The 19,866-nt window shown below is 73.2% G+C and carries 20 protein-coding genes and 1 pseudogene; 6 read left to right on the forward strand and 15 right to left on the reverse strand.

Annotation, left to right across the window (positions count from 1 at the left end):
• Positions 1-139: 139 nt before the first annotated feature.
• The 5 genes from M4D82_RS07295 to infC form a co-directional block, all read right to left on the reverse strand.
• Positions 140-1,174, reverse strand: coding sequence for a sensor histidine kinase (locus M4D82_RS07295; protein WP_249771540.1), 1,035 nt, complete (start codon positions 1,172-1,174; stop codon positions 140-142).
• A gap of 331 nt (positions 1,175-1,505) precedes the next feature.
• Entirely contained in the window at positions 1,506-2,363 is an 858-nt protein-coding gene (locus M4D82_RS07300; RefSeq protein WP_249765256.1) for a TrmH family RNA methyltransferase, read from the reverse strand.
• 122 nt (positions 2,364-2,485) lie between these two features.
• On the reverse strand, positions 2,486-2,872 hold the full coding sequence (rplT, locus tag M4D82_RS07305) for a 50S ribosomal protein L20 (protein WP_007263143.1): 387 nt from the start codon (positions 2,870-2,872) through the stop codon (positions 2,486-2,488).
• A gap of 101 nt (positions 2,873-2,973) precedes the next feature.
• Entirely contained in the window at positions 2,974-3,168 is a 195-nt protein-coding gene (gene rpmI / locus M4D82_RS07310; RefSeq protein WP_030012385.1) for a 50S ribosomal protein L35, read from the reverse strand.
• Between the two features lie 104 nt (positions 3,169-3,272).
• A complete protein-coding gene (gene infC, locus M4D82_RS07315) occupies positions 3,273-3,983 on the reverse strand; it encodes a translation initiation factor IF-3 (RefSeq protein ID WP_249765257.1) in 711 nt (236 codons plus the stop codon).
• A 324-nt stretch (positions 3,984-4,307) separates the two neighbouring features.
• Here infC and M4D82_RS07320 point away from each other — a divergent pair, with 324 nt between their 5' ends.
• Positions 4,308-4,688, forward strand: a complete 381-nt coding sequence (locus M4D82_RS07320) for a DUF1844 domain-containing protein (RefSeq protein WP_249765258.1) — start codon at positions 4,308-4,310, stop codon at positions 4,686-4,688.
• A 114-nt stretch (positions 4,689-4,802) separates the two neighbouring features.
• On the opposite strand, the gene M4D82_RS07325 is transcribed toward M4D82_RS07320, so the two are convergent.
• The 3 genes and pseudogenes from M4D82_RS07325 to M4D82_RS07335 form a co-directional block, all read right to left on the reverse strand.
• A complete protein-coding gene (locus M4D82_RS07325; protein WP_249765259.1) occupies positions 4,803-5,543 on the reverse strand; it encodes an SseB family protein in 741 nt (246 codons plus the stop codon).
• Between the two features lie 2 nt (positions 5,544-5,545).
• Positions 5,546-6,732: pseudogene (gene mycP, locus M4D82_RS07330) on the reverse strand (type VII secretion-associated serine protease mycosin).
• Complete coding sequence (locus M4D82_RS07335) at positions 6,729-7,448, reverse strand: hypothetical protein (protein WP_249765260.1); 720 nt, start codon at positions 7,446-7,448, stop codon at positions 6,729-6,731. Before M4D82_RS07335 ends, mycP begins: the two are co-directional and overlap by 4 nt.
• 230 nt (positions 7,449-7,678) lie before the next feature.
• On the opposite strand from M4D82_RS07335, the gene M4D82_RS07340 reads away from it, so the two are divergent.
• The gene (locus M4D82_RS07340; protein ID WP_249765261.1) at positions 7,679-8,872 is read left to right on the forward strand and encodes an amino acid deaminase/aldolase; all 1,194 of its coding nucleotides are present in this window, start codon (positions 7,679-7,681) and stop codon (positions 8,870-8,872) included.
• Between the two features lie 3 nt (positions 8,873-8,875).
• On the opposite strand, the gene M4D82_RS07345 is transcribed toward M4D82_RS07340, so the two are convergent.
• The 3 genes from M4D82_RS07345 to M4D82_RS07355 are packed head-to-tail and all read right to left on the reverse strand — an operon-like array spanning position 8,876 to position 12,476.
• Positions 8,876-9,667, reverse strand: a complete 792-nt coding sequence (locus M4D82_RS07345) for a 3-oxoacyl-ACP reductase (RefSeq protein ID WP_249765262.1) — start codon at positions 9,665-9,667, stop codon at positions 8,876-8,878.
• A 6-nt stretch (positions 9,668-9,673) separates the two neighbouring features.
• On the reverse strand, positions 9,674-11,053 hold the full coding sequence (locus tag M4D82_RS07350; protein ID WP_249765263.1) for an aldehyde dehydrogenase family protein: 1,380 nt from the start codon (positions 11,051-11,053) through the stop codon (positions 9,674-9,676).
• Between the two features lie 52 nt (positions 11,054-11,105).
• Complete coding sequence (locus tag M4D82_RS07355; protein ID WP_249765264.1) at positions 11,106-12,476, reverse strand: glutamine synthetase family protein; 1,371 nt, start codon at positions 12,474-12,476, stop codon at positions 11,106-11,108.
• Between the two features lie 77 nt (positions 12,477-12,553).
• Here M4D82_RS07355 and M4D82_RS07360 point away from each other — a divergent pair, with 77 nt between their 5' ends.
• The 3 genes from M4D82_RS07360 (at position 12,554) to M4D82_RS07370 (ending at position 15,761) form a co-directional block, all read left to right on the forward strand.
• Positions 12,554-13,300, forward strand: a complete 747-nt coding sequence (locus tag M4D82_RS07360; RefSeq protein WP_249765265.1) for a FadR/GntR family transcriptional regulator — start codon at positions 12,554-12,556, stop codon at positions 13,298-13,300.
• Between the two features lie 155 nt (positions 13,301-13,455).
• A complete protein-coding gene (gene eat, locus M4D82_RS07365; protein WP_249765266.1) occupies positions 13,456-14,934 on the forward strand; it encodes an ethanolamine permease in 1,479 nt (492 codons plus the stop codon).
• Positions 14,935-15,023: 89 nt separating this feature from the next.
• Positions 15,024-15,761, forward strand: a complete 738-nt coding sequence (locus M4D82_RS07370; RefSeq protein ID WP_249765267.1) for a gamma-glutamyl-gamma-aminobutyrate hydrolase family protein — start codon at positions 15,024-15,026, stop codon at positions 15,759-15,761.
• 46 nt (positions 15,762-15,807) lie between these two features.
• Here M4D82_RS07370 and M4D82_RS07375 read toward each other — a convergent pair whose 3' ends face one another.
• Both M4D82_RS07375 and M4D82_RS07380 read right to left on the reverse strand, forming a co-directional pair.
• On the reverse strand, positions 15,808-16,152 hold the full coding sequence (locus M4D82_RS07375) for a peptidase inhibitor family I36 protein (RefSeq protein ID WP_249765268.1): 345 nt from the start codon (positions 16,150-16,152) through the stop codon (positions 15,808-15,810).
• A gap of 130 nt (positions 16,153-16,282) precedes the next feature.
• Complete coding sequence (locus M4D82_RS07380) at positions 16,283-17,233, reverse strand: LysR family transcriptional regulator (RefSeq protein ID WP_249765269.1); 951 nt, start codon at positions 17,231-17,233, stop codon at positions 16,283-16,285.
• Positions 17,234-17,303: 70 nt separating this feature from the next.
• Here M4D82_RS07380 and M4D82_RS07385 point away from each other — a divergent pair, with 70 nt between their 5' ends.
• Complete coding sequence (locus M4D82_RS07385) at positions 17,304-18,431, forward strand: TDT family transporter (RefSeq protein WP_249765270.1); 1,128 nt, start codon at positions 17,304-17,306, stop codon at positions 18,429-18,431.
• Positions 18,432-18,459: 28 nt separating this feature from the next.
• Here M4D82_RS07385 and M4D82_RS07390 read toward each other — a convergent pair whose 3' ends face one another.
• Positions 18,460-19,179, reverse strand: coding sequence for a helical backbone metal receptor (locus tag M4D82_RS07390; RefSeq protein WP_249765271.1), 720 nt, complete (start codon positions 19,177-19,179; stop codon positions 18,460-18,462).
• 4 nt (positions 19,180-19,183) lie between these two features.
• Positions 19,184-19,732 carry a helix-turn-helix domain-containing protein gene (locus tag M4D82_RS07395; RefSeq protein ID WP_249771542.1) on the reverse strand — a complete coding sequence of 183 codons (549 nt, stop codon included), beginning with the start codon at positions 19,730-19,732 and terminating at the stop codon, positions 19,184-19,186.
• Between the last annotated feature and the right edge of the window lie 134 nt (positions 19,733-19,866).

The following is a 19,866-nucleotide window of genomic DNA, read 5'->3' on the forward strand; positions in this document are numbered from 1 at the left end:
TACTTCCGATGGCTGGCTGGTGGTCCCCGTACGACTCGGCTAAGACTCGGCACGCGGACACAAAGGTGCCAAAGGACGAGTCTAAAGGTCGACGGGGGTGAAGGAGCCCGTGGGCCGCCTGGCGAGACTCTCCGCAGGGTTACTGGGTGAGGTAGGCCGGCGCGCTCACGGGCAGGATAAATCGGAACTCGGCGCCGCCGCCGGGGCCGCGGCCGACGGTGATGGTGCCGCCGTGGGCTTCCACGATCCCCTTGACGATGTACAGGCCCAGGCCGGTGCCGCCGCGCTTGCTGCCCCGCCAGAAGCGGGTGAAGACGCGGCCCATCGACTCCTCGGGGATCCCGGGGCCTTCGTCGGTCACGGTGACGGCGGTTCCCTTCTCATGCGGCGATACGTCGATGGTGACCGTTCCGTCACCGTGGCGCACCGCATTTTCGAGCAGGTTGCCCAGGATCTGGTCGATCTTGTCCGGATCGGCCCAGCAGTCCGGCAGCGGACGGCTGACCCGGACGAGGAACCGTTCGGGGGGCTGACCGTTCGCGGTGAGCGCCTGGACGTGCCGGCCGACGGCGGCGGCGAGGTCCACCGGCTGCCTGCGCACCTCCAGGCGGCCGGAGTCGATGCGGGAGATGTCGAGCAGCTCGGCGATCAGCCGGGTGACGCGGTTGGCGTCGGCGTCGACGGTCTCCAGCATCAGCCGCTTCTGGTCGTCGGTGAAGCGTTCCCACTTGGCGAGCAGGGTCGCGGTGAACCCCTTGACGGAGGTCAGCGGCGAGCGCAGTTCGTGCGCGACGGTGGCGATCAGCTCGGCGTGGCTGCGCTCGGTGCGGCGCCGGGCCTCGGTGCCGCGCAGGGTGACCACGAGGCGGCGCAGCGGGCCGGTGGGATGGGTGCGCACGTACCGGGCGGAGACGAGCACCTCGCGGCCGCCGGGGAGCAGCAGGTTGCGCTCGGGCTGGCCGCGTCGGGTGGCGAGGCCGCCGTAGGGGTCGGTCAGCGCCCACCAGCGGCGGCCTTCGAGGTCCTCCAGCGGCAGGGCGCGGTCGATGCGGGCGCCGAGGGCCTCGGCGGGGTCGGTGGCGGTCATCCGGGCGGCGGCCCGGTTGAAGCAGATGACCCGCCCGGTGTGGTCGGCGACGACGAGGCCCTCGGGCAGCTCGTCGGGGTCGATCAGCCCGAACTCCGCCGAGCCCCGGTCGTTCGCGTCGGCGGCGGTCGTACGGGGCCCCGTGCCCGCCCCGCGGCCGTGCGGGCCGTCCTGCCCGGTCGGGGCCCGGCGGGCGGCCGCGGGGCCTGCGGCGGCACCCGCGCAGCGCGTCGGGGACGGCGGCCGGACCGGACGCGAGGGGTCGGAGGGCTTCGGCGGGCCGCCCGGGGGTGTCCCGGGGCCCTTCCCCGGCCGCGTCCGCGGCTCCCGCGGCCCCCGGCGAGCTGTTCGTACCGACGGTCATTTCCCCGTACCCCACATCTCCGAGGAGCGCGGTGGCCCCCGGGCGGCCACCCTACTAGCTGGGGGTCACGGAGCGGCACCCTCCGGACGCCCGCTGTGCACGCGCGGACGCGTAGAGGCACACGGCGGCGGCGGTGGCGAGGTTCAGGCTCTCGGCCTTGCCGTGGATCGGGACGCGCACGACGGCGTCGGCGAGCGCCCGGGTCTCCTCGGGCAGCCCCCAGGCCTCGTTGCCGAAGACCCAGGCCGAGGGGCCGCCCATGGTGCCGGCGTCCAGTTCGGCGTCGAGGTCGTCCGTGCCGGCGCCGTCGGCGGCGAGGATGCGCACCCCGGCCGCCCGCAGCCCCTCGACGGCCTGCTCGACCGGGACGCCGACGGCGACCGGCAGGTGGAAGAGGGAGCCCACGGAGGCCCGTACCGACTTGGGGTTGTACAGGTCGACGGAGGCGTCGGTCAGCACGACGGCGTCGGCGCCGGCGGCGTCGGCGCAGCGCAGGACCGTGCCGGCGTTCCCGGGGTCGCGGACGTGCGCGAGGACGGCGACCAGCTTGGGGCCGGCCTTGAGGATCTCCTCGAACGGGGAGTCCAGGAAGTGGCAGACGCCGACCAGGCCCTGCGGGGTCACGGTCTGCGAGACCTCGGCGAGCACCTCGTCGGAGGCGTAGTGCACGCGGGCCCCGGCCAGCAGCGCGGCCTCGACGATGTCGGCGTAGCGCTCGGCGGCCTCGACGGTGGCGAACAGCTCGATCAGGGTCGCGCCCTGGGCCCCGCGGTGCTCGACGGCCTCCCGGACGGCCTGCGGGCCCTCGGCGATGAACCGCCGCTCCTTGGTGCGGAAGTTGCGCCGCGCCAGGCGCCTGGCGGCGGCCACCCGCGGGGATCGGGGGGAGATCAGCTCGTCGGGGTAACCCATGTGTCTGCGGTTCTCTTTCGAAGGTTCCGGGGGCCCGGGGGTGGGGCGAAAGCACACGGACCCGCAGGCGCATCGCCTGCGGGTCCGTGGGGCCGGTCGCGTCAAGCGGGACCGGCTAGCCCTTAGGCGGCGGCCTTGGGGGCGTTGACGTCGGCCGGGAGGGCCTTCTGCGCGACCTCGACGAGGGCGGCGAACGCGTTGGCGTCGTTGACGGCCAGCTCCGCGAGGATCTTGCGGTCCACCTCGATGTTGGCGGCCTTCAGACCCTGGATGAGGCGGTTGTACGTCATGCCGTTCTGGCGGGCAGCGGCGTTGATGCGCTGGATCCACAGCTGACGGAAGTCGCCCTTGCGCTTCTTGCGGTCGTTGAAGTTGTAGACCAGCGAGTGGGTGACCTGCTCCTTGGCCTTGCGGTACAGGCGCGAACGCTGACCGCGGTAGCCGGAGGCCGCCTCGAGGATCGCCCGGCGCTTCTTGTGGGCGTTTACTGCCCGCTTGACGCGTGCCACTTTTTAACTCCTTGTAGCGGGGCCGTGGTTGTCTTCACACGACCCGAATTCGATGGGGTCCCGGTCTTGAACCGTCCGCTCCGAAGGGGAGCGGAAGCGGATCAGATGCCGAGAAGCTTCTTGATCTTCGCGGCGTCGCCGGGGGCCATCTCCGCGTTGCCGGTCAGGCGGCGGGTGACACGGGACGACTTGTGCTCGAGCAGGTGGCGCTTGCCGGCGCGCTCGCGGAGCACCTTGCCGGAGCCGGTGACCTTGAAGCGCTTCTTGGTACCGCTGTGCGTCTTGTTCTTCGGCATGGCGCCGTTATCTCCTCGTCGGTGGCGCTCCCACCGGTCCGGTGAGGGACCGGCTGGCGGGAGCGTCATGTTGTGTCGGTGATCCGAGACGGGCTGCCTCGGGATCAGGCCTCGGTGTTCGCCTCGGTGGAGGAAGCCTCGTCGGAGGCGACCTCGGTGGCCGCTGCCTCGACCGGGGCGGTCTCCTCGGAAGGAGCCTCCTCGACGCCGGCGGCGACACCCTGGCGCTCGGCCTTGCGGGCGGCCTGCGCCTCGCGGGCTTCGGCCATCGCCTCGGTCTTCTTCTTGTGCGGACCGAGAACCATGATCATGTTTCGGCCGTCCTGCTTCGGGTTCGACTCGATGAAGCCGAGGTCCTCGACGTCCGAAGCGAGACGCTGCAGCAGTCGGTAGCCGAGTTCCGGCCTGGACTGCTCGCGACCACGGAACATGATCGTGATCTTGACCTTGTCGCCCTGCTTGAGGAACCGAACGACGTGACCCTTCTTGGTGTCATAGTCGTGCGGGTCGATCTTCGGCCGGAGCTTCATTTCCTTGATGACCGTGTGCGCCTGGTTCTTGCGCGCCTCACGGGCCTTCATGGCCGACTCGTACTTGAACTTGCCGTAGTCCATGAGCTTGCAGACCGGCGGGCGTGCAGACGCGGCGACCTCGACCAGGTCGAGGTCGTACTCCTGCGCGAGCTCAAGCGCCTTCGCAAGCGGGACGATGCCCACCTGCTCGCCGCTGGGACCGACGAGTCGCACCTCAGGGACACGAATCCGATCGTTGATGCGGGGCTCGGTGCTGATGGATCCTCCTCGGTAGCACCACACGGATGTCTGGCAGACAACCGCTGACGTCTTGTGTCGTCAGACCTACCGCGGCGGGAACCAAAAAAGCCCCGCCGGGCACAGGCAGGGGCTCCAAAACAACCGGAGCACCGCCGCGTGCGAACCGCGGGGCGCAGACTCGGGCGGCTTTCCATCGTCCGTACGGAACGATGGATGCCGCCTGACCGGATGACCCGCCTCCCCGGAGGGTGGTCGGGTGGGAGAACGGAGCCTCCACTTGTGGGCCGGGCACAACAGTGTCCGGCCGGTCGAAGTACATACTAGCACCCGCGATGCAAGGCCGCCGCACGGCATATCGTGTGGAGCATGACTGACGCGACGCCCTCCGATTCCGCTCTCGACTCCGCCACCGCCCCCGACTACGACGACATGACCCGCGACATCGCGGACGTGCCGGCCGTGGAGGTCATCACCACGGTGGCCGTCCACCTGCTGAGCGCGGCGGCCGTCAACCTGGGCCTGGACAAGCCGGACTCCGAACACAAGGACCTCGACGAGGCCCGCAAGCTGATCAACGCCCTCGCCGGCCTGGTCACCGCCAGCGCCACCGAGATCAGTTCCTTCCACGCCGCCCCGCTGCGCGACGGCCTGAAGTCCCTCCAGCTCGCCTTCCGCGAGGCATCCCTGGTCCCCGACGAGCCGGGCCAGGGCCCGGGTGAGAAGTTCACCGGCCCGGTTTACGCCTGATTTTTTGGGGCTCCTTCGCCTCCGGGGCGCTCGGAGCCTGACTCACAGGTCGCGCCCCTTCGGCTCAGGAGCCCGTGCACGCTTCGGTCGAGACGCTCGGCCGGAGCTGCGGGCTCACCGCGTGAAGAGCGCGTCACCGGGCGGGGCCGGGGAGTCCGCCGGGAGGAGGGCCAGGTTCAGGCCTTGGACGAGGCGGGCCCGGAGGGTTTCGTCGGCGGCGAGGGCCTCCGCCACGCGGCGGGCCGCCGGGGCGGGCTCCGCGTCGGCGGCCAGGACCACCGCGAGGGTGCCGGCGGAGCCGGCGCCGCCCGGGACCAGATGGGCCCGCAGGACCGACGGCTCGGCCGCCACGGCGGCCCGTACGGCTTCCCGTACGGCCGGCGCGGTCAGCGGGTCGGCGTCCGTGCGGCCCTCCGCGAGGGCCAGCAGGGCGGGGCCGGTCAGCTGGTAGGGCACGGGGCCGGCCAGGTCGAGGACGATCGTGTCGGCCTTCTCGTGCGCGGCGGCGGCCAGGGCCTGGTGCAGCGGGACCGCGACCGGGCGGGCCGCCGGGTCCCACAGGGCCAGCGAGGCGATCGAGGTGAACGCGGGCAGCGCCCGCCGGTCGCCCGCCGTGAGGGTGGGCACGGCCATGTCGCTGGTCTTCTCGCGCTTGAGGCCGGTCTCCGGGTCGGTCTCGACCTCGCCGAGCATCGCCACGACGGGCACCAGCAGCCGCGCGTCCTTCAGCGCCGCGAGCACCCGCGGTTCGGCCGACCGGTCCGCCGACCAGGCGGCGAGGGCCGCGCTCAGCCGGGGATCGGCGGTGCCGTCGTCGTCGGAGAAACCGGGATCGGGAATGTTCTTGGTCGCCACAGTTACCCGACCCTATCCCGCCGGGCGGCGCGCGGGCGCCGCGCCAGTACGCCGGCCAGCACCAGCAGGGCCGCTCCCCCGACGGCGGCCGCCGGGGCTCCCAGCCGATCGGCCTTCCCCCCGGCCGCGCGCACCGGTTCGGGGCCCTGCCCGAAGTACGGCCGGCCGGCGGGGACGGGGCGGGCGTCGGCGCCTCGGGGCGCAGCGCCTCGGCGGCCTGGAGGGCGGCGACGGGGTCGACGGTGCCGTGGCCCCGGGCGTCGTCGCGGCCGCCGGCCGGGCCGTCGGTGGCGGTGTCCTCCAGCAGCTTCTTGATCTGCGCCGGGGACAGGCCGGGGTGGGCGGCCTTGACGAGGGCGACGGCGCCGGAGACGAAGGCGGCGGCGGCGCTGGTGCCCCAGCCCTCGTAGTAGGAGCGGTCGGGGTCGGCGATGACGACGTCGACGCCGGGCGCGCTGACGGTCGCGTACCAGTGGCGGGTGGAGAAGGGTGCCTTGCGGCCCTTGCGGTCGACGGCCGCGACGGCGATGACGCCGGGGTAGGCGGCGGGGTAGGAGGTGTGGTCGCCGCGTTCGCCGCCGTTGCCGGAGGAGGCGACGACGACGGCGCCCTTGCTCAGGGCGTATTGGACGGCCTCGTCCTCGGCGGCCTCGTGGTGGGCGGAGTCGCTGTCGTCGCCCAGGGAGAGGTTGATGACGTCGGCGCCGTGGTCGGCGGCCCAGCGGATGCCTTCGGCGAGGGCGCCGGACTTGCTGTCGCGGGCCTTGGCCCGGCCGGGGTCGCCCTCCTCCAGGATCACGCGGACCGGCAGGATCCGGGCCTGCGGGGCGATCCCGAGGACGCCCTGGGAGCGGTCGGGGCCGTGGCCGTGGCCCGCGATGATGCCGGCCATGGCGGTGCCGTGGCGGGCCCAGGCGCGTTCGCCGCGGCCGGCGCCCATGCCGACGAGGTCGGTGCCTTCGAGGACCTGTCCGGCGAGGTCGGGGTGGCTCGCGTCGACGCCGGTGTCGAGGACGGCAACGGTGACCCCGTCGCCCCGGGTGGTGCCCCAGGCCTCTTCGGCGCGCAGGGCGAGCAGGCCCCACTGGCGGTCGCGGATGGTGTCGGCGGCGGCGGGGGCGCTCGCGCCGGCGAGGAGCGCCGTCAGGGCGAGGAGGCCGGTGGCGGTACGGGCGGTCGTGCGGGTCATCGGCGGGGCTCCGGGGCGTCCGGTACGGGTCTGTCCGTGGGGGCGGGCGGAGCCGCGAGGGCGGCGAGGTCCCGGCCGACGCGCTGGGCGACGGCCTCGGCGGCGTGGCCGAGGCCCGCTTCGGCGACGACCCCGCCGGCGTCCTGGCGGGTGGCCTCCTCGGCGGGGACGGGTGCGTCCATGGCGCGGCCGTCGGCGAAGGCGGAGACGGCGTAGACGGCGACGGGGGCCTCGGTGAGGACGGTCGCGGTCCAGGCGGCGCGGCTGTGGTCGGCGTACCCGTAGGCGGGCGGGGCGGTCAGGCGGGGGCGCAGGGCGTCCATGGCGGCGGCGTCGGCGGCGGTGAAGACGAGGCCGACGGTGACGAGGCCGCTGCGGGTGGCGTCGGTGTAGGTGGCGCGCAGGACGCGGGTGCAGTCGGTGGCGGCGAAGGCGGCCCGCCAGTCGGCGGCGAGGCCGGTGGGGCAGTCGGCGTCGGGGGCCAGGGCGGTACGGGTCCAGGTGCGGTCGGCGCCGCCGGGGCCGCCGCGCTCGGCTTCGATGACGGGCGGGAAGAGGGTGTCCACGGGCGCCGACCGCCACAGCGAGGCGGCCTTGCGGTAGGCGGCGTCGGAGGGCAGGGGGTGGTGGGCGGCGCGGTGTTCGCTCCAGGCGGTGGTGGCGGCGCCGGCGAGGAGGGCGCTGCCGAGGAGGGCGGAGAGGGTGGCCGTGACCACCCGGATGGGATGGCGGCGCGGGGCCCGGGGCGGGGGCGGACCGGGTTCGCCCAGGACCGTGGCCCCTGGTGTCGACGTGGTCATCCGGCGGCTGCGCCCCCCACTTTCCGTACGGCTGCCTGCCCGTACTCTACGGGGCCCCGCGGTGGGGTCGCCCCGGTCCGGCCCGGTGGCCGGCGGGTGCGGGTGGCCTCTACCCACCGGTAGCGGGGTCTGGCAAGCTGCCGCCCATGACTTCCGACCGGGCCCGGTACGACCGGGCGACCGCGCATCTGGACGCTCCTTTGGCCCTCGTGGATCTCGACGCGTTCGACGCGAACGCGGACGATCTGGTGCGCCGGGCGGGCGGGAAGCCGATCCGGGTCGCCAGCAAGTCCGTACGGTGTCGGGCGCTGCTGGAGCGGGTGCTGGCCCGGCCGGGGTTCGCCGGGGTCATGTCGTACACGCTGGCCGAGTCGCTGTGGTTGGCGCGGTCGGGCTTCGAGGACGTGCTGCTGGCGTATCCGTCGGCGGACCGGGGGGCGTTCGGGGAGTTGGCGAGCGACGCGAAGTTGGCGGCGGCCGTCACGGTGATGGTGGACGATCCGGCGCAGCTGGACCTGATCGACCGGTCCCGGGACGGGGGCGCGGAGCAGATCCGGGTCTGCCTGGAGTTGGACACGGCGCTGCGGCTGCTGGGCGGGCGGGTACGGGTGGGCGCGCGGCGTTCCCCGCTGCGGGAGCCGGCCGAACTGGCGGAGCTGGCCCGCCGGGTGGCCGAGCGGCCCGGGTTCCGGGTGGTGGGGCTGATGGGCTACGAGGGGCACGTGGCCGGGGTCGGTGACGCGCTCGCGGGCCGGCCGCTGCGCTCGCGGGCGATCCGGCTGATGCAGGCGGCGGCCCGTAGGGAGCTCGCGGCGCGCCGGGCCGAGGTGGTCCGGGCGGTGCGGGCGGTCGTGCCGGACCTGGAGTTCGTCAACGGTGGCGGGACGGGCAGCGTGGCGCAGACGGCCGCCGAGGAGGCGGTGACGGAGATCGCCGCCGGTTCGGGGCTGTACGTACCGCGGCTGTTCGACAACTACACGTCGTTTCGGGGGCGTCCGGCCGCGCTGTTCGCGCTGCCGGTGGTACGCCGACCCGGGGTCGGGGTGGTGACCGTGCTGGGCGGGGGTTATCCGGCGTCCGGGGCGCCGGGCGCCGACCGGCTGCCGGTTCCGTACCTGCCGGCGGGGCTGCGCTACGACCCGCAGGAGGGTGCGGGCGAGGTGCAGACCCCGCTGCTCGGCAGCCCGGCCGACGATCTGCTGATCGGCGACCGGGTGTGGTTCCGGCACGCGAAGGCGGGCGAACTGTGCGAGCGCTTCGACGTGTTGCACCTGGTCGAGGGCGACCGGGTGACGGCCACCGCCCCGACGTACCGGGGCGAGGGCCGCACCTTCTTGTGATCCCTAGAGCGGGGTGACGTACGCGCCGGAGATGCCGCCGTCGACCAGGAAGTCGGTGGCGTTGATGAAGGAGGAGTCGTCGCTCGCGAGGAAGGCGACGGCGGCGGCGATCTCGGTGGGTTCGGCGAAGCGGCCGAGCGGGATGTGCACGAGGCGGCGGGCTGCCCGTTCGGGGTCCTTGGCGAACAGTTCCCGCAGCAGCGGGGTGTTGACGGGCCCCGGGCACAGGGCGTTGACGCGGATGCCCTCGCGGGCGAACTGGACGCCGAGTTCGCGGGACATGGCGAGGACGCCGCCCTTGGAGGCGGTGTAGGAGATCTGGGAGGTGGCCGCGCCCATGATGGCGACGAAGGAGGCCGTGTTGATGATGGAGCCGCGGCCCTGGCGCTGCATGTAGGGCAGGGCGGCCTTGCAGCACAGGTAGACGGAGGTCAGGTTGACGTCCTGGACGCGGCGCCAGGCGTCGAGTTCGGTGGTGAGGATGGAGTCGTCGTCCGGGGGCGAGATGCCCGCGTTGTTGAAGGCGATGTCGACCGAGCCGTAGGTGTCGTAGGCCGTCTTGAAGAGGGCGTCGACCTGCTCCTTGTCGGTGACGTCGACCTGGACGAAGGTGCCGCCGACCTCTTCGGCCGCGGCCTTGCCGGCGGCGGGGTCGATGTCGGCGCAGACGACGTTGGCGCCTTCGGAGGCGAGGCGGCGAGCGGCGGCGAGGCCGATGCCGCTGCCGGCTCCGGTGATGACGGCGGTGCGGCCGACGAGACGGCGGCAGACGACGTCGGTGTCGGAAGTGGTCATGGTTGCTCAGGCCTCCGTGCTGATGAAGACGTTCTTGGTCTCGGTGAAAGCGGTGAGGGCGTCGGGTCCGAGCTCGCGGCCGAGCCCGGACTGCTTGTATCCGCCGAAGGGGGTCCAGTAGCGGACGCTGCTGTGGGAGTTGACGGACAGGTTGCCGGCGGCGACGGCGCGCGAGACGCGCAGGGCGCGGCCGAGGTCGCGGGTCCACAGGGAGCCGGAGAGGCCGTACTCGGTGGCGTTGGCCAGGCGTACGGCGTCCTCCTCGTCCTCGAAGGGGAGGACGACGGCGACGGGTCCGAAGACCTCCTCGGCGGCGACGGGCGCGGTGGGGGCGACGTCGGTGACGAGGGTGGGCGGGTACCAGAAGCCGGGTCCCTCGGGGGCGGTGCCGCGGATCGTGGTGAGGTCGTCGGTGACGTAGCCGCGGACGCGTTCCAGTTGGGTGCGGGAGATGAGGGGGCCCATCTGGGTCTTCTCGTCCAGCGGGTCGCCGACGCGGACGGCTTCGAGGGCGGGGACGACGAGTTCCAGGAACCGGTCGTAGACGGAGCGCTGTACGAGGATCCGGGTGCGGGCGCAGCAGTCCTGGCCGGTGTTGTCGAGGTAGGCCATGGGGGCGGCGGCGGCCGCGGTTTCGAGGTCGGCGTCGGCGAAGACGATGTTGGGGCTCTTGCCGCCCAGTTCCAGGGTGACGCGCTTCACGCGGTCGGCGCACTTGGCCATGATCTGCTTGCCGACGCGGGTGGAGCCGGTGAAGACGATCTTGGCGACTCCGGGGTGCTCGACCAGGGCGTCGCCGGTGACGGCTCCGTGGCCGGGGAGCACCTGGAAGAGGTGCTCGGGGATCCCGGCTTCGAGGGCGAGTTCGGCGAGGCGCAGGGCCGTGAGCGGGGTCGTCTCGGCGGGTTTGAGGATGACGGCGTTGCCCGCGGCGAGGGCGGGGGCCAGGCCCCAGGCGGCGATCGGCATGGGGAAGTTCCATGGGGCGATCACGCCGATGACGCCGAGGGGTTCGAGGAAGGTGACGTCGATGCCGCCGGCGACGGGGATCTGGCGGCCGGAGAGGCGTTCCACTCCCCCGGCGGCGAACTCCAGGAGGTCGCGTACGTTGCCGGCTTCCCAGCGGGCGTTGGCGAGGGTGTGGCCGGCTTCGCGGACCTCCAGCAGGGCCAGTTCCTCGATGTGTCCGTCGACGACCGCCGCGAAGCGGCGGAGCGCCCGTGCGCGGTCGGCGGGGGCGGCCGCTGCCCAGCCGCGCTGGGCGGCGGCGGCCTTGGCGACGGCGGCGTCGACGTCGTCCCGTGTGGCGGCCGGGACGGTGGCGACGAGTTCCTCGGTGGCCGGGTTGAGTACGGCCAGGTCGGCGGTGGCCGGCGCGTCGGACACGTGATGCCTCTCAGGTATTGGGGGAGGGTTACGGGCGGGGTTACGGGCCGGGTTACAGGCGTTCGAAGGAGCGGCGCAGTTCCCAGTCGGTGACGGCCGAGTCGTAGGCGTCCAGTTCGACGCGTGCCATGTTGCGGTAGTGCGCGACGACCTCGGGGCCGAAGGCGGCCTTGGCGATCTCGCTGTTCTCCCACAATTCGGCGGCCTCGCGCAGGGTGGTGGGGACGTGCGCGAAGTCGGCGGTGTAGGCGTTGCCGGGGCAGGCGTCGGGTAGTTCGAGCTGGTTCTCGATGCCGTAGAGACCGGCCGCGACCAGGCCGGACACGGCGAGGTAGGGGTTGACGTCGCCGCCGGGGAGGCGGTTTTCGAAGCGCATGGAGCGGCCGTGGCCGACCACGCGCAGGGCGCAGGTGCGGTTGTCGACGCCCCAGGCGACGGCGGTGGGTGCGAAGGATCCCGGGCGGAAACGCTTGTACGAGTTGATGTTCGGGGCGTAGAGAAGGGAGAAGTCGCGCAGCGCGGCCAGCTGTCCGGCCAGGAAGTGACGCATCACGGGTGACATCCCGTGGTCCTGGTCGGCGTCGCCGGCCATGGCGTTGCGTCCGTCGGCGTCGTTCAGCGAGAGGTGGATGTGACAGGAATTGCCCTCGCGCTCGTCGTACTTGGCCATGAAGGTGAGGGAGACGCCTTCCTGGGACGCGATCTCCTTGGCGCCCGTCTTGTAGACGGCGTGCTGGTCGCAGGTGGTGAGCGCCTCGTCATAGCGGAAGGCGATCTCGTGCTGGCCGAGGTTGCACTCGCCCTTGGCGGACTCGACGACCAGGCCGGCGGCCTGCATCTCGTTGCGGATGCGGCGCAGGAGGGGTTCGACGCGGCCGGTGCCGAGGACGGAGTAGTCGATGTTGTACTGGTTGGCGGGGGTCAGGCCGCGGTAGTGGGAGTTCCAGGCCTGTTCGTAGGTGTCCTGGAAGACCATGAACTCCAGCTCGGTGCCGACCATGGCGGTGTAGCCGCGCTCGGCGAGGCGTTCCAGCTGGCGGCGCAGGATCTGGCGGGGCGCGGCGACGACGGGGGTGCCGTCGTTCCATGCGAGGTCGGCCATGACGAAGGCGCTGCCGGGGTTCCAGGGGATGCGGCGCAGGGTGGCGAGGTCGGGGTGCATGGCGAAGTCGCCGTAGCCCCGGTCCCAGGAGGACATCTCGTAGCCGTCGACGGTGTTCATGTCGGTGTCGACGGCGAGGAGGTAGTTGCATCCCTCGGTGCCGTGGGCGAGGACCTCGTCGAGGAAGAAGGGTGCGGCGAACCGCTTGCCCTGGAGCCGACCCTGCATGTCGGGGAAGGCCAGGACGACGGTGTCGATCTCGCCGCTCGCGACGAGGGCGCGGAGCTCCTCGGGCGTGAGCGGGGGCTTGCGGTCTACCACTGGAATCTCTCCTTCGGTGAGCCGAGTGCGCCTAAGGTATTGAATAGAACCATTACTTGGGAAGGGGAGGGGCCAAGATGACCGACACGACGAGCGAGGGTGGCGCGATCGCGCGGCTGAATCCCGTCCTGCGACAGGTGCGGGCGGGCAACGGTTTCGAGGAGGCCCTGGAGCAGATCCTCCAGGTGGTCCGGCTCGGTCTGGTGCCGGGCGGGGAGCGACTGCCACCGGAGCGGGAGTTGGCGGAGCGGATGGGCATCAGCCGGGTCACGCTGCGCGAGGTGCTGAAGGTGCTCCAGGACCAGGGCCTGGTCGAGGCCCGGCGCGGCCGGTACGGCGGAACGTTCGTGCTGGCCCGTCCGGACACCCCGGCCGGCGGCGCCGAGGAGGAGCTGCGCCGGCGCGTGGCGGGCGTGGACATCGAGGACGTCCTGCGGTTCCGCGAGGTCCTGGAGGTGGGGGCGGCCGGGCTGTGCGCCTCGCAGGGGCTCGGCGAGGAGGACGTGGAGCGGCTGCTGCGGGCGCTGACGGCCACGCACGACGCCCCGCTGTCCGAGTACCGCCGCCAGGACACCCTCTTCCACCTCACCCTGTGCGAACTCGCGGGCTCCGCCAGCCTGACGGCCCAGTACGCGGCCGTCCGGGCGACCGTGAACGACCTGCTGGACTGCATCCCGCTGCTGGTGCGCAACCTGGAGCACTCGCAGCAGCAGCACAGCGCGCTCGTCGAGGCCGTACTGGAGCGGGACGCGGAGGCCGCCCGGCGGGTGATGCGGGAGCACTGCTGCGGCACGGCGGCCCTGCTGCGCGGCTTCCTGGCGTGAACGCCGGGCGCCGTCGCCAACACCCCGGGCCTCACGCGCCACGCCCGCCACGCCCGTTTCGTAACCGGTCTTTAACGCAAGGGCCTTGCGCGCTCCGCACCCATGACGCAAAGGTACGCCTCACAACCATTGCATTGCCCTAGGCAGGAGCGCACATGGCCGACGACATCGCACCCGTATCCACACCGTCCGGGCCCGGCTCCGGCTCCGGCTCCGCCAAGGACCCGGACGCGGCCTATCTGGAGCGCCGCACCCTGCGCCGGGGCAGCGCCGGCTGGCTGCTGCTGACCGGCCTCGGGGTCGCCTACGTCGTCTCCGGGGACTTCTCCGGCTGGAACGTGGGCCTGAACAAGGGCGGCTTCGGCGGCCTGGCCATCGCCACCGTGCTCATGGGCACGATGTACGCCTGCCTGGTCTTCTCCCTGGCCGAGCTGTCCACCATCCTGCCCACGGCCGGCGGCGGTTACGGTTTCGCCCGCCGCGCGCTCGGCCCCTGGGGCGGCTTCCTGACCGGCACCGCCATCCTCATCGAGTACATCCTCGCCCCGGCGGCCATCGTCATCTTCATCGGCGACTACGTCGAATCCCTGGGCCTGTTCGGACTGACCTCCGGATGGCCCGTCTACCTCGGCTGCTTCGTCCTGTTCATCGGCGTCCACCTGTGGGGCGTGGGCGAGGCCCTGCGCTTCAGCCTGGTCGTCACCGCCGTGGCGGTGGCCGCGCTGCTGATCTTCGCGATCGGCGCCTTCACCGAGTTCGACGCGGGCGCGCTCGACGACATCGCGGTGGACACGAGCGCCTTCGGCGCGAACTCCTGGCTGCCCTTCGGAATCCTCGGCATCTGGGCGGCCTTCCCGTTCGGCATGTGGTTCTTCCTCGGCGTGGAGGGCGTACCGCTGGCCGCCGAGGAGGCCAAGGACCCGGTCCGCTCCATGCCGAAGGCGCTCGCCATCTCCATGGGCGTCCTCGCGCTGCTCGCCCTGATCACGTTCTTCGCCGCCACCGGAGCGCAGGGCGCCGACGCCGTCAAGAGCGCCGGCAACCCGCTGGTCGTCGCGCTGGAGGGGGACGGCGGGCCGACCGCGCTCAGCCGCTTCGTCAACTACGCGGGCCTGGCCGGGCTCGTCGCCTCCTTCTTCTCCCTCATCTACGCGGGCTCGCGCCAGCTCTTCGCCCTCTCCCGCGCCGGCTACCTGCCGCGCTTCCTGTCACTCACCTCGAAGCGCAAGGCCCCGTACCTCGGTCTGGTGATTCCCGGCGGGATCGGTTTCGCCCTCGCGGCGGCCACCGGGGACGGCGCCCGGATGCTGAACATCGCCGTCTTCGGCGCGACGATCTCGTACGCGCTGATGGCCCTCTCCCACATCGTGCTGCGCCGTCGCGAGCCCGGCCTGGAGCGGCCGTACCGCACGCCGGGCGGGGTGCTGACCTCCTCCGTCGCCTTCGTCCTCGCCCTTTCGGCCCTGGTCGCCACCTTCCTGGTGGATCGTGACGCGGCGTTCATCGCACTGGCCGTGTACGTCGTCGCCCTCGCCTATTTCGCGCTCTACAGTCGGCACCACCTCGTGGCCTCGGCGCCCGAGGAGGAGTTCGCGGCGCTGGCGGAAGCCGAGGCGGAGTTGACCCGGGACTGAAATCCTTGCCCCGTAATCTCCCGATCTCCCGTCTCCCGCTCTCCCGTCTCCCGATCTCCACCGTCCGGAACCACCCTGGAGGCATCACCGTGCACAGGCCGCTCATCGGCATCACCACCTATGTGGAGGAATCCACCCGCTACGGGGTGTGGGACCACCCCACGTCCCTCGTGCCCACCGGGTACTACGAGCTCGTCCAGGCGGCGGGCGGCGCGGCCGTGCTGCTGCCGCCGGACGAACCGGAGCGGGCGGCGGAGGTGTTGAGCCGGGTGGACGGCCTGGTCGTCGCGGGCGGCCCGGACGTGGACCCGATCCACTACGGGGCCCCGCGCGACCCCCGCACGGGCGCGCCGGCGACCGTGCGCGACACGTGGGAACTCGCGCTGATCGGGGCGGCCCTGGAGGCGGACACCCCGCTGCTGGGCATCTGCCGGGGCATGCAGGCGCTGAACGTGGCGCTGGGCGGCACCCTGATCCAGCACATCGACGGCCACGTCCACACCCCCGGGGTCACCTCCTGGCACCCCGTCAGCCCCGTCCCCGGCACCCGGTACGCGGAGCTGGTCCCGGAGGACGCGGAGGTGCCGACGTACCACCACCAGGCCGTCGACCGCCTGGGGCGGGAGCTGGTCGTCTCGGCGTACGCGGTCGACGGAACGGTGGAGGCGATCGAGATCCCCGACCGTTCGCGCTGGGTCCTGGGCGTTCAGTGGCATCCGGAGCGGGACAAGGACACCCGGGTCATGGCCTCCTTCGTCGAGGCGGCCGGCGACCGCCGGGCCGTGCCGATGGCGAGGCCGATGCCGGTGTCGGTGTCGGTTTCCTGACGTGTGGTGGCGGGGCGTGGCCGAGCCACGCCCCGCCCCGCCCGGATCAGCTGAAGACGACCGACCGGAGCTTCAGCCGCTCGGAGCCGCGGCCCGTGAGCGGCCGCAGCGTGAACCAGTCGCCCGAGCAGTCCGGTTCGACGAACACCGTCGCCGTCGAGGTGGTCCGGTTGCGCGGGGAGTGGGCGGGGTCGGCGCCGGGGTCGGCCGCCTCGGGCAGCGTGATGCACTCACCGCTCACCGGGTCGTTCAGCACCGCCCGCTGCGGGGTGCCGTCCGGGGTGACGAAGGTGTACTGGAACTCCCCCACCGCGGCCGAGGCGGAGGACGGAACGGCCAGCAGGAGCGTGAAGGCGCCGAAAGCGGCGACGGCGGCGCGGCGAAGAAGCATCAGGGAATCCCCTTCGGAGAAGAAGCGATACGGGAGCCACCTTTCCGACGGGCCACCCGCCCGTCACCGCCCGGCCCCCGCCGAATCGATCCCTCCTCACCCGGACGGCCCCCAGGGGGTGTCCGGCGAATCAGGGCCGGGCCGCGCCGGACACCCCCTGGGCCCGCCCCCGCGTCAGGGACAGCAGGTCGCGGGCCGGGCCCGCCGGGCGGGAGCCCGTGGGCCACACCGCCCGCAGGGCGCGGTCGAGGGCGGCGGCGACCACCGGCACCCCCACCAGGCGGCGGGCCGCCAGTTCGTCCCCGAGCGCGAGCTCCGACAGGACGCACGGGCCGGCCCCGCTCACCGCCGCCCCCTTGACGGCGGTGGTCGACGCCAGCTCCAGCAGCGGTTCCGCCAGTCCCCCGGCGTCGGCCAGCGCGGCGTCCAGCACCTGCCGGGTGCCCGACCCGCGCTCGCGCAGGATCAGCGGGGTCGCCGCCAGCTCCGCCGCCTCCACGCCCCGCGTGCGCCGCGCCCAGGGGTGCGAGGGGGCCACGGCCACCACCAGGCGGTCCTGCGCGATGACCGCCGAGTCCAGGCCGTCGGGCACCGACAGCCCCTCCACGAAGCCGAGGTCCGCCTCGTGGGCGAGCACCCGCTGGGCGACGTCCGCCGAGTTCCCCGCGTGCAGGGACACCGCCGTGCCCGGCCGGTCCCCGCGCAGGGCGATCAACCAGCCGGGCAGCAGGTACTCCGCGATGGTCATGCTGGCCGCCACCCGCAGCCGCGAGTCGCGCCGGCCCCGTAGCGCCTGCGCCCCGGCGTCGAAGGCCTCGGCCGCCTCGACCACCCGTCGGGCCCAGTCCGTGACGAGCGCGCCCTCCGCCGTGAGCGTCGAGCCGCGCGGCGAGCGGTCCACCAGGGCCACCCCGAGCCGGGCCTCCATCGCCCGGATCCGGCTGCTCGCGGCGGGCTGCGTGATGCCCAGCCGGCGCGCCGCCCCGCTCAGGCTGCCCACCCGCGCCACCGCGAGCAGCAGTTCCAGCGCGCCCAGGTCCGGCACGCGGTGCGCCAGCGGAACCCACTCCTCATTACCCATAACATCAGTTTATGGCCTCATAGGAAGTTGATCCCTGCCGCCCCGGGTGGCCCCGCGCGAGGCTGAACCCATGGTCACCACCCTCGTGCACCCCCGCACCACCCCCGCCCGACCCGCGGCCCGGACCCACAAGGCCCCCGCGCTGCGCCACCTCGGCCCCAACTGGTACGCGTCCGTCATGGGCACGGCCATCATCGCCAACGCCGGCGCCGGCCTCCCGTACCAGCTCCCCGGACAGCGCGTGGCCTGCCAGATCGTCTGGGCGCTGTCCGCCGTGGCCCTCGCCGTGCTCCTGACCGCCCGTGCCGGGCACTGGCTTCACCACCGTGACCAGGCCCGTGCCCATCTGCTCGACCCCGCCGTGGCGCCCTTCTACGGCTGCCTCTCGATGGCCCTGCTGGCCGTCGGCGGCGGCACCCTGATCGTGGGCAAGGACCTCGTCGGCGAGGGCGCGGCCGTGGCGATCGACGCCGTCCTCTTCACCGCCGGCACCGCCATCGGTCTGCTCATGGCGGTCGTGGTGCCCTACCTGATGGTGGTCCGCCACAAGGTCGAGGCCTCCCAGGCCACGCCCGTCTGGCTGCTGCCCGTCGTCGCGCCCATGGTCTCCGCCGCCCTGGGCCCCCTGCTCGTCCCCCACCTGCCCGCCGGTCAGCCCCGCGAGGCCATGCTGCTGGCCTGCTACGCGATGTTCGGCATCAGCCTGCTCGCCACGCTGCTGATGCTGCCCCTGATCTTCGGCCGGCTGATCGTCAGCGGTCCCCTGCCCCTGGCGCTGACCCCCGCCCTGTTCCTGGTGCTGGGCCCCCTCGGCCAGTCGACCACCGCCGTGAACCAGCTCGCCGACGTCGCCCCCGACGCCATCGCGGCCCCCTACGCCGGCGCCCTCGGCGCCTTCGCGGTGGTCTACGGGGTCCCCGTGCTCGGCTTCGCCCTGCTGTGGCTGGCCCTGGCCGCCGCGATGCTCGTACGGGCCGCCCGCGCCGGGATGGGCTTCGCGATGACCTGGTGGGCCCTGACCTTCCCCGTCGGCACCTGCGTCACCGGCGCCACCGGCCTGGCCCGGCACACCGGGCTCACCGCCTTCTCGTGGCTGGCCGCGGCGCTCTTCCTGGCCCTGGTCACCGCCTGGGTGCTCGCCGCCGGCCACACCCTGCGCGGCCTGTTCACCGGCCGCCTGCTCGCCGCGCCCCGCTGAAGCACCGCCAAGCACCGCCAAGCACCGCTCAGAGCGCCTGCGCCAGCGCCGCCGCCAGCACCTGCGGCGCCTCCTCCAGCGAGGGCCCGTACCAGGTCAGGTGGCGACCGCTCACCAGCGCGGCCCGGATGCCCGGAAAGGCCTCCGGGCCGTCCTGCGCGGTGAAGCGGTACGGCTCGTCCGGGAGCACCACCAGGGGGCAGCCGCTCGCCGCGAGCTCCGCCGCCGCCACCTTCGGGTACCGCTCCGGGTGGCCCGCGAAGACGTTGCGTACGCCGAGTCGCGCGAGCAGGTCCCCCGCGAAGGTGTCGCGGCCCAGGACCATCCACGGCCGCCGCCACACCGGCACGAAGGCGTCCACCGGGGGCTCGGACGCCGCCACCGCCGCCCAGGCCGCCTCCGCCCTGGCCAACCACGCCGGCCGGCGCAGCCCCAGCGCCCCCACCAGCACCCGGTCCAGCTCGGCCCACGCCTGCGCCAGGTCCCGGACCTCGGTGACGAGCACCTGCACCCCGGCGGCGCGCAGCGCGGCCAGGTCGGGGGCCCGGTTCTCCTCCTCGTTGGCGATGACCAGATCGGGCCGCAGCTCCACGATGGCCCGTACGTCGGGGTTCTTGGTACCGCCGATCCGTACCGCGTCCCCGAGGTCGGCCGGGTGCGTGCACCAGCCGGTCACCCCGACCAGCAGTCCGGGCGCGGACACCGCGACGGCCTCCGTCAGGGACGGGACGAGCGAGACGACGCGCACCGGCTCAGCGGCCCGGCGCGGGCGGCTCGGAGGTGGCGTGGATGTGCTCGCCGACGGCCACGACCAGCAGCCGGGTGTCCTCGCTGACGGCCCTCCAGCGGTGGCGCACCCCGCCGGAGAGGAACAGCGCGTCCCCGCTCTCCAGCCGGTAGGCGCGTCCTTCCGCCTCCACCTGGCAGGCGCCGGAGACCACGTACATCAGCTCGTCGTTGCGGTGCTGGTACTCGCGGCCGGCGTCCTGGTCCCCGCTGAATTCCAGCGCGTGCAGTTGGTGGTGGCCGCGCACGAGGGGGCGTACGCCCTTCATCGGCGTGAGGCCGGAGTCGTCGCCGGCGCGGACGAGGTCGACGGTGCGCGCGGTGTCGGAGGCGGCCAGCAGGTCGACGGCGGTGGTCTCCAGGGCGTCGGCGACCCGCTCCAGGGAACGCATGCTGGGGCGGGCCCGTTCGTTCTCTATCTGGCTCAGGAAGGGAACGGACAGGCCACTGCGCGCCGACACCGCGGCCAGGGTCAGGTGGAGGGCGCGGCGCCGCTTGCGTACGGCGACGCCCACGCGCAGCGGCTCCTTGGAGTCCTTCTCCTTGTCTCCGCCGGCGCCGTCGTCGGCGTTGTCAGCGATGTGACCGGTTTCCTTCTCGTTCATTGCGGGGCTGCCCTCCCCTGTCCTCGTGCACGTCGATGTGCTCT

The organism is Streptomyces sp. RerS4 (genome assembly GCF_023515955.1).
Classification (GTDB): domain Bacteria; phylum Actinomycetota; class Actinomycetes; order Streptomycetales; family Streptomycetaceae; genus Streptomyces.